The sequence below is a fragment of the Fibrobacter sp. genome (assembly GCF_017545445.1).
Lineage (GTDB): Bacteria > Fibrobacterota > Fibrobacteria > Fibrobacterales > Fibrobacteraceae > Fibrobacter.
Genome location: NZ_JAFWOM010000040.1, coordinates 24,589 through 33,350 on the forward strand (window position 1 = coordinate 24,589; position 8,762 = coordinate 33,350).

Consider the following 8,762-nt stretch of genomic DNA (forward strand, 5'->3'; position numbering starts at 1 on the left):
ACAATTTGGGACGTTAAAAGACTTGAATACGGGCTTTCATTAAAAAAATGGAATTTGAATTTTGTATCTTTAGTCTAATCATAATATTACGAACACTTTTAATTGTGTTGGAATACGGAGTTTCTATGAATAAAAAGTACGCTCTTGCTATAGCGACTTCTCTTATTGCTGCGGAATCGGTTTTGGCAGCCTCGTCTGGCGACAAGACTGTGTTGAGATGCAGCTTTGACGACATGTTCGGTAGCTCTTGCTACTGGCGCTGCCCGGACATGGATGATACTTTTAGAACGGAACAGAAAGACGGCCGTTGTGCCAATGTGCTTTTCAGGTGTGCCAACATGCCTCGTTCCTATATGCGTTCGTCTGTAGGCAATAGCGAAATTTGGATTACGCCGGACAAGTATAATTATTATTTCGGAAAGCTTCCACAAGATTACGATTGCAGTATTTCTGAGGATGAACGTGCTATCTTGGGATCGAATAGTCAAGCGGTAACCCAGCATGTTCAGTCAGATCCTTATGCAGCAGCCAAGTATCAGAATACATCGACTTACGATGAAGTGAAAAATGTCTTGACGGATAATCGCGATGGTTCCCGTTACTATACGGTCAAGATTGGCGGTCGCGTCTGGATGGCTGAAAACTTGAAGTTCCGTTTGCCGGAAAGCTACTGCTATGACAATTCCACTGAAAACTGCGAACGCTATGGCAGACTTTATACGTGGAACGCTGCGAAAAACGCATGCCCGGATGGTTGGAGCTTGCCTATGGGCGATGACCTCAACTATCAGGACTTTAATTTGAACAACTTTAGAGTGCTGGATGGCGGTTATTATGTCGATGGCGAAAGCTACATTGACCTTGGAAATCGTGCGTTCTTCTGGTTGGGTGATGAAAAACCGGGTGACCGTGCCGATGCGATGAGCTTCAGGGGCACAAACTTGGAAACGCTTTCGTTCCAGGGAAGAAAGGCGAATGCTTATTCTGTGCGTTGCATCATGAATTGGGATGCTGCTTGCAAGGATCGCATTGGAACCGTGAACGACCATTCGGGCAAGTCTTATAGGACGCTTAAAGTGGGCGACCAGGTTTGGCTGGCCGAGGACTTGATTTTCGAACGCCTTGACGAAATGGAAGCGAGAAATATTGGGCGTGCATGCCCGAGCGGTTGGCATGTCCCGGATCAGGCTGAATACGAGGAACTTTTCTCGAAGGCTTCTGATTTTGAAATGCATGCGAATGACAAGCGTAAAAAGACGAACCGCGATACGAAGGAAAATCCGTGCAGCTTGAATTTCGACTTCAAGCGCGGCTACTGGACTTCTTCGAAGAGCGGTAACGAGATGACTTTCGTGGATTGGAAGTACAATGCCATTCGCGAAAAAGGCATTCCGTACTTTAAGCATGGCGACGCTTATACGAACAAGGTGCGTTGCGTGAAGGATGGTTCATCGAGAGCTTCTCAAAAGCCGCAAGCTTCTAGACTGGATAATGCTCCGCAAAAGCCTGCCGCACCGACTGGAGCGCCTGCTGCAAACAAGACTGTCTTGGAACACTTTGTTTTGCAGGGTGTAACTTTTGGCGTGGGACAGTCCAGATTTACGCGTGAATCTGCGGATGGTTTGAAATCTACAGCAGACCATCTCAGAAACTACCACGGAAAGAAAATAGAGATTGTTTCGCATTCGGACAACCTTGACCGTCCGGAGAGAAGCCGTGCTCTTACAGCAAAGCGTGCTGAAGAAATCAAGAGCTACTTGGTTATGTCGGGAATTCCGGGACAGGATATCATTGCGACCGGCAAGGGCGGTGATGAACCGATTGTTCCGAATACGACAGCGGACAACCGTTCGAAGAACAACCGTGTTGAAATTTTTGTGTATTCTTATGATGCTCCTGTTACGATTCCGCCTCCTGCTTCTGCACCGCAGCAGAAGAATGCTCCGCAGGGTAACCCGGCTCCGAAGAGGGTGTGCAAGGAACGCGACATGGCGAATAAAAAGCTTGGCGAATGCTATTCTTACACCGAAGGTACGATTGATCATAGAAAGTGCATGGCGGCATACAAGAATTTGTTGAACATTGCAAATGCCAAGTGCAGATAACATAGAACTCCTGTTCGGTGGATTCTATCGGGGCTTCGCCCCTCCAGAATGAAAAAAAAACACGGCTTTGATGCCGTGTTTTTTTTTGTGTGTTCATGCGGAACTTTTTAAATGAATTGCATTTCCCTAAGCCAGAGGTATGTACAAAGTGCGAACATGCCTGTCATGAACAACAGAACGATGACGAACTGTACGGGATGCTCATGAAAGCTGTATTCAACGTTTGAATAAGAGAAATGCCCACGAATGATTGCTCCTACGACAAAAGCAAAAAATAGTATGGCGAGGAGCAAGGTCATTAGCTTGGGCCTATTGTTTTAGATGAACATCATTGTGTTGAGCTTGGCGCGGTACTTCCAAGTGAGTTCGTGCTTGGGGCCGAGAACGCCGAACAGCGTAAGCATTGCCTTTTTGGCAGCTCCATCGTTCCAGTCGGGGGCTTCGATGAACAAGTTTAGGAATGCTTGAAGCGCAGCTTCGAATTGTTCTTCGCAGGCGAGTTTGCAGGCTTCGTGATAGACGATGGCCTCTTTGCCTTGTACGTCTTTCTTGGCGACTTCGGCGTGGAAGTCGAGAAGTTCCAAGAGCGATTTCGCTTCGCGGTACTGGTCATCGGCTTCGTTAAACTTGTTTAAAATTTCTTTTGCTTTTTCGGTATCGCCCATGCCGAGGCTTGCTTTTGCCCACAAGAGTTGGAGCTTCTTGTCGTTTGGCGATTTGGAAAGCGCGTTGTTCAAAAGTGGTAACGCTTCATCGTAACGCTTGTCTGCAATAGCCTCTTCGAGTGCGTTCATCATGCGGGCTTCGTCCGAGACGTAGAACTTTTCGAGGCGTTTTTTGAGGTCTGCTTCGGGGAGAACTCCTTGGATGACGTCTGCAATTTGCCCTTTTTCGACGATGTGGATCTCTGGGACGGACTGCACGCGGAACATCTGGATGAGGCGCATGTTTTCGCGGTCGTCGCAACTTACGACACCGAGCGTAAAATCCATGCTCGTAGAAAGTTGTCCGAGCAACTGGGAGTACGGGGCGCAATCGGGGTATTCTGCGGAAGAAAAAAGAATGGCGACTGCACGGGTTTCGGAGGCTTGGATAACCTCTGCTTCAAAATTTTCTGCGGTAATCTGAACTACTTTAGCCATGGGAGTAAATATAGGAAAGTGGTTAGTAAACAGTGGTTGGTAAACAGGGGCGCAACAGAAAAATCCTTTTTTTTAAAACAAAACCTAACTACTAACCACTAACCACTAACCACTATTAACTATATTCAAAAGCATGTGTAAATGTTCTTTTTGTGGTTCTGAAGTCGAGTCTCTCAAAATCGTAAACCTTGATTTGCGGTTTTGTCCGAAGTGCTATTCCATTTATTTCCCGTGCAACCAGACGTTTGCTTTTTATGGCGGACTTTCGGACAAGACGCGGGAATTGTGGCTCAATGATTTGAAAAAGAAAAATGTGCAAGATCCTCCGTGCGAAAACCCAGTGTGTATTGATCACGGTCAGCCGCTTGTAAAGGGAAAACTCCCGCATTACGGTTTTGACGGTTACGTGACGACATGCTGCGAAACGTTCCATATGCCGCCATCGAAGGTGATGGAGCTTTTGCAGTGGTCTTTGGATATCAAGGCCGCTCCGCAGGCGAAAGAAGGAAAACATCATTTCTTCTTCATCCATTGGATAGACTCGTTTGTGACAAAGTTGTTTGGCGAAAAAGTTGTGGAAGAAGATCCGCTTGATTTGATACAGTACAATCGAACTTTAAGGAAGTTTTTTGAGTAAATGAAAAAAGTTAGATGGTGGGGGGTGCCCTTTTTTCTTGCGCTTTTGATGGCGTGGGGATTCTTTTATATTCGCAGCGGCGAAACGTCGTTGGAACTTTTCCCTGAGCGGACGTTTGAAATCTTTCCGCTAAATGATAGTGCCGTCGGAGGATATTCGACGAGCGAAGTCCAAGTGACGGATACGCTTTTGACTTCGTCTGTAACGATCCGCTTGGGTAAGGCGTTTTCTTATGCGGGGGTAGGCTTTAATTTGAAGTCTATGAATAAACGTCCGGCGGGTCTTTTGGACTTGACGAAATACGATTCCATCGAGGTGCGTGTGGCGTCGAAACGGATGAACTCTATGAACGTTCGCATTTTGACGGATGATCCGGTTTATTCACGCAAGGGCGATTACGCGACGCTCCGTGTTTTGGAAAAACAGATTCCGTCGTCGCCTTATTTGCTGATGGGCGGCCCGAAGGAACGTTTCGCGGTGAGCAAGTTTGCGCTTAGCGAGTTCAGAGTTCCCGAATGGTGGTTCTCGCAACAGGGGCTTGAAAAAGATGACGGTAAGACGTACTTGAACCGGGCTTCGTTCTTTGAAATTGTCAGTGGAGGCTCTACACTTCGTGGCATTCCTGACGATATGGAAATCCGCTATGCTCGTATTTGGGGTGACAATGCAGAATTGCACAAAATAATGTATGTCGTGCTTGGCGGAATTTTGCTTGCCTTTGTTCTGTTTTTTGTTTTGACTTCGAAAAATTGCAGGAGTGAAAATGCAAAGAAATTGGACGCTTGATAGGGTAATGCGCTATGTGATGATTGCCGTAGCAGTTGCAGTGACCCTTTATGTGTTGAATTATTTGAGTGGAGTTTTGTTCCCGTTTTTTGCGGCGTTCTTGATGGCATACATTATGGACCCTCTTGTCTGTAGATTACAGATAAGGTTTAAACATCGTGTGATTGCGGTGGTCCTTGTGTTGCTGGGGTGTGCAATCGTGATTGGCGGTTGTATGTATTTCTTTGTGCCAAAAGTGGTTCATGAAGTGCAATATCTAGGAACGCTCCTTTCAAAAGTTTTCACGGACTCGACGTGGAGTGAGCGTATTTTAAAATTCTTGCCTGCGGATATGTGGGCATCGGTGAAGTCGCTTATTTCTTGGGACAGTATTGCAGAAGCGATGGAATCGCTTGATGTTTGGAATGTCCTCCAGACAGTTTCGGGCAAGATTCTTCCTGGAGCCTGGGACGTGCTGTCGAAAACAACTACTATACTAGTTGGTATTTCGAGTGCGGCTGTCGTATTTATGTACCTTGTCTTCATTATGCTGGATATGCATAAAATAAGGAAAGGCATTCATCGCTTGATTCCGAGACGTTATCGTCGCGAGGCTGGAGAATTTGCAGGCGCTATTGACCAGTTTATGGGAACGTATTTCCGAGCTCAGTCCATGGTTGCTTTTACCGTCGGAGTTCTTTATGCGATTGGCTTTAGCATTATGGGACTCCCGATGGGGATTGCGTTTGGACTATTCTCTGGGGCACTCAACATGATTCCTTACATGCAACTAACGACTATTCCGCTCGCCCTTCTACTGGCTGTGGTTTACGCTTTGGATAAGGGAATGCCGTTTTGGGAAGTCGCAATTATCATCCTTGCAATATACCTTGTCGTGCAGATTATTCAAGACTTCTTTTTGGTGCCGCACATTGTCGGAAAGTCGATGAACCTTCCGCCGGTAGGCATTCTTCTTTCGCTCTCGATTTGGGGTAAGTTGCTAGGTTTCTTGGGACTCTTGGTTGCGATTCCGTTTACATGCCTTTGCCTTGTTTATGTCGAAAAATTGAGGACCAAAGCGGACCAATACGTGGAAGAATCGGGCAGACTGGCTCCCAAGGCTTGATTTTATAGGGTTTTAAAAAACTTTTTTCAAATAAAACTATTCTACTGGAAGAAAAAAAAAGTATAATATTACCAAACATTTCACAAATCTAACTCAAGGAGTTAAAAATGAACAAACAAGATCTCATTGAAGCCGTGCTCGCCAATAAGGAAGCTGGCATCGAATCCAAGGCTGCTGCAGCTCGCGCTATCGACGCAGTTCTCGATGGCATCGCCGCTGGTATCAAGAAAGACGGCAACGTCCAGTTGATCGGCTTCGGCACCTTCTCTGTGAAGACCCGCGCTGCTCGCACTGGCCGCAATCCGCAGACTGGCGAAACGATCAAGATCAAGGCTTCCAAGACCGTGTCCTTCAAGGTCGGTGCCGCTCTCAAGGAAACCGCTGCTAAGAACAAGCCGGCTAAGAAGTAATTTCTCTGAGCTAGATTTGCTTTTACGCAAAGAAAAGGGTCGCTTTATGGCGGTCCTTTTTTTGATTGTAGAAAAAGTTTATTATATTGAGTGTCAATAACTTAGAGGTCTTTATGAAACGATTTTTTGTGGGAATGCTCCTTGCTGTATCGCTTTTGGGAATTGTTGGATGTACTGAGTATGACCCGAATAGTACAGAAAGGCAAGATCTTCTTGAACAATGCTTGAATGAGCCGACTCTTCCGATATGCCGAGATAATCCAGGAAATACAGAGCCGGATGATCCTCCTTCAATGGATGAGGATGATTTTTAGCAATTCCTATTGAAAGGCGCGTTTACATATTCTATATTTGCGCAAGTTTAAGTTTTTGCGAAATAGGGAAGTTGATGAACGTGATGCTGAAAAACTTGAAGCGCAATTGCGACATGCATAGTGTCGCGCCGTTCGCTGCTTTTGCTATTTCCAATGTTGTTTTTAATGCTGGACCATTTGGTTCAGCTTTTTTGTTTTTTAATAAATAATTAGTTCAACGGAGAAAACAAAATGAAGATTGAAGGCATCGACAAAGTCCTTATCATCGGTTCTGGCCCGATCGTAATCGGTCAGGCTTGCGAATTCGACTATTCCGGCACCCAGGCTTGCAAGGCCCTGCGCGAACAGGGTTACAAGATTGTGCTCGTGAACTCTAACCCGGCTACCATCATGACCGACCCGGTCATGGCCGATGCCACCTACATCGAACCGCTGAACGTCGCCCGCTTGACCCAGATTATCGAAAAGGAACGCCCGCAGGCCCTCCTCCCGAACTTGGGCGGTCAGACTGGCTTGAACCTCGCTTGTGCCCTCAACAAGGCCGGCGTCTTGGACAAGTACGGCGTGAAGGTCATCGGTGTGAACCTCGACGCTATCGAACGCGGCGAAGACCGTGAAGTCTTCAAGGAAACCATGCAGAAGCTCGGCATCGACACCCCGCGCTCCGGCATTTGCCACTCCGTGGAAGAAGCCGAAAAGATCGTTGCAGAAATCGGCTACCCGGTCGTCGTTCGCCCGGCATACACCATGGGCGGTGCAGGCGGCGGTTTCTGCTACAATGTGGAAGAACTCCGCACCATTTGCTCCAACGGTCTTGAACTCTCGATGACGCACCAGTGCCTCATCGAAGAATCTATCCTCGGTTGGGAAGAACTCGAAGTCGAAGTGGTCCGCGATTCCAAGAACCAGATGATCGCCATCTGCTTCATCGAAAACATCGACCCGGTGGGCGTGCATACCGGTGACTCCTTCTGCGCAGCCCCGTTCCTCACCATCGACAAGAAGCTCGAAGAAGAACTGAAGGAAAAGGCCTTCAAGATTGTGGAATCTATCGGCGTGATTGGCGGTACCAACGTGCAGTTCGCTCACGACCCGAAGACCGGCCGCGTGGTGATTATCGAAATCAACCCGCGTACCTCTCGTTCTTCTGCTCTTGCTTCCAAGGCTACCGGCTTCCCGATTGCCCTCATTTCTGCAAAACTCGCCGCAGGCCTCACCCTCGACCAGATTCCGTACTGGCGCGATGGCTCCCTCGAAAAGTACACCCCGAGCGGTGACTACGTGGTGCTCAAGTTCGCTCGCTGGGCATTCGAAAAGTTCCGCGGCGTGGATGACTGCCTCGGCACCCAGATGAAGGCCGTGGGCGAAGTCATGGCTATCGGCAAGACCTACAAGGAAACCCTCCAGAAGGCTATCCGCGGCCTCGAAAACGGTCGCTCCGGCCTCGGCTTTGCCAAGGACTTCAACAAGAAGAGCAAGGAAGAACTCCTTGAAATGATGAAGACCGCTTCTTCCGAACGCCACTTCCAGATGTACGAAGCCCTCCGTAAGGGTGCTACCGACGAAGAAATCTTCGCCGCCACTTACGAAAAGGCTTACTTCGTGCAGCAGATGCGCGAACTCGTTCAGCTCGAAGAAGAAATGCTCAAGACTCCGGGCCGCCTGCCTGCTGACGAACTCCTCATCAAGGCCAAGAAGGATGGTTTCAGCGACAAGTACATCGCGAAGATCCTCGGCATCCGCGAAAAGGATGTGCGCAAGAAGCGCACCGAACTCGGTGTGGTCGAAGGCTGGTGCGCAGTGCCGGTGAGCGGCGTGAAGGACCAGTACTACTACTACAGCACCTACAACTGCAAGGACGAATCTACCGCTTCCAACAACCCGAAGAAGATCATGATTCTCGGCGGTGGCCCGAACAGAATCGGTCAGGGTATCGAATTCGACTACTGCTGCTGCCACGCTGCAATGGCCCTCCGCGAAATGGGTTACGAAACCATCATGGTGAACTGCAACCCTGAAACGGTTTCTACCGACTACGATACTTCCGACAAGCTGTACTTCGAACCGGTTTCTTTGGAAGACGTGCTCCAGATTTACCACAAGGAAAAGCCGGCTGGCGTGATCGTGCAGTTCGGTGGTCAGACTCCATTGAAGCTGGCTAAGAAACTTGAGGCTGAAGGTGTACCTATCATCGGTACCTCACCTACCGACATCGACCGTGCAGAGGATCGTAAGCTGTTCCAGGAAGTTGTAAACAAGCTAC

At 48.1% G+C, this 8,762-nt stretch carries 8 protein-coding genes; 7 read left to right on the plus strand and 1 reads right to left on the minus strand.

All coding sequences use genetic code 11. The features are described from left to right. Positions 1 to 125 precede the first annotated feature (125 nt). Positions 126 to 2,105 (plus strand): FISUMP domain-containing protein, encoded by a 1,980-nt coding sequence (locus IKG78_RS04925; protein ID WP_290940207.1) that lies wholly within the window; start codon positions 126 to 128, stop codon positions 2,103 to 2,105. Positions 2,106 to 2,422: 317 nt separating this feature from the next. Here IKG78_RS04925 and IKG78_RS04930 read toward each other — a convergent pair whose 3' ends face one another. Continuing rightward, on the minus strand, positions 2,423 to 3,280 hold the full coding sequence (locus tag IKG78_RS04930) for a tetratricopeptide repeat protein (protein WP_366074807.1): 858 nt from the start codon (positions 3,278 to 3,280) through the stop codon (positions 2,423 to 2,425). Positions 3,281 to 3,380: 100 nt separating this feature from the next. Here IKG78_RS04930 and IKG78_RS04935 point away from each other — a divergent pair, with 100 nt between their 5' ends. From IKG78_RS04935 to carB, 6 genes are all read left to right on the plus strand, one after another. Next, the gene (locus tag IKG78_RS04935) at positions 3,381 to 3,884 is read left to right on the plus strand and encodes a hypothetical protein (RefSeq protein WP_290940209.1); all 504 of its coding nucleotides are present in this window, start codon (positions 3,381 to 3,383) and stop codon (positions 3,882 to 3,884) included. After that, positions 3,885 to 4,670: a hypothetical protein gene (locus IKG78_RS04940; protein ID WP_290940212.1), complete on the plus strand. Its 786-nt coding sequence runs from the start codon at positions 3,885 to 3,887 to the stop codon at positions 4,668 to 4,670. It abuts the gene before it with no gap. Beyond that, positions 4,648 to 5,775, plus strand: a complete 1,128-nt coding sequence (locus tag IKG78_RS04945; protein WP_290940216.1) for an AI-2E family transporter — start codon at positions 4,648 to 4,650, stop codon at positions 5,773 to 5,775. The genes IKG78_RS04940 and IKG78_RS04945 overlap by 23 nt, the downstream gene beginning before the upstream one ends. Before the next feature lie 107 nt (positions 5,776 to 5,882). Then, positions 5,883 to 6,185, plus strand: a complete 303-nt coding sequence (locus IKG78_RS04950; protein ID WP_290940219.1) for an HU family DNA-binding protein — start codon at positions 5,883 to 5,885, stop codon at positions 6,183 to 6,185. A gap of 113 nt (positions 6,186 to 6,298) precedes the next feature. Next, entirely contained in the window at positions 6,299 to 6,499 is a 201-nt protein-coding gene (locus IKG78_RS04955) for a hypothetical protein (protein WP_290940222.1), read from the plus strand. Positions 6,500 to 6,730: 231 nt separating this feature from the next. Next, positions 6,731 to 8,762, plus strand: a 2,032-nt coding sequence (gene carB / locus IKG78_RS04960) for a carbamoyl-phosphate synthase large subunit (protein WP_290940225.1), incomplete at its 3' end; no start/stop codon positions are given.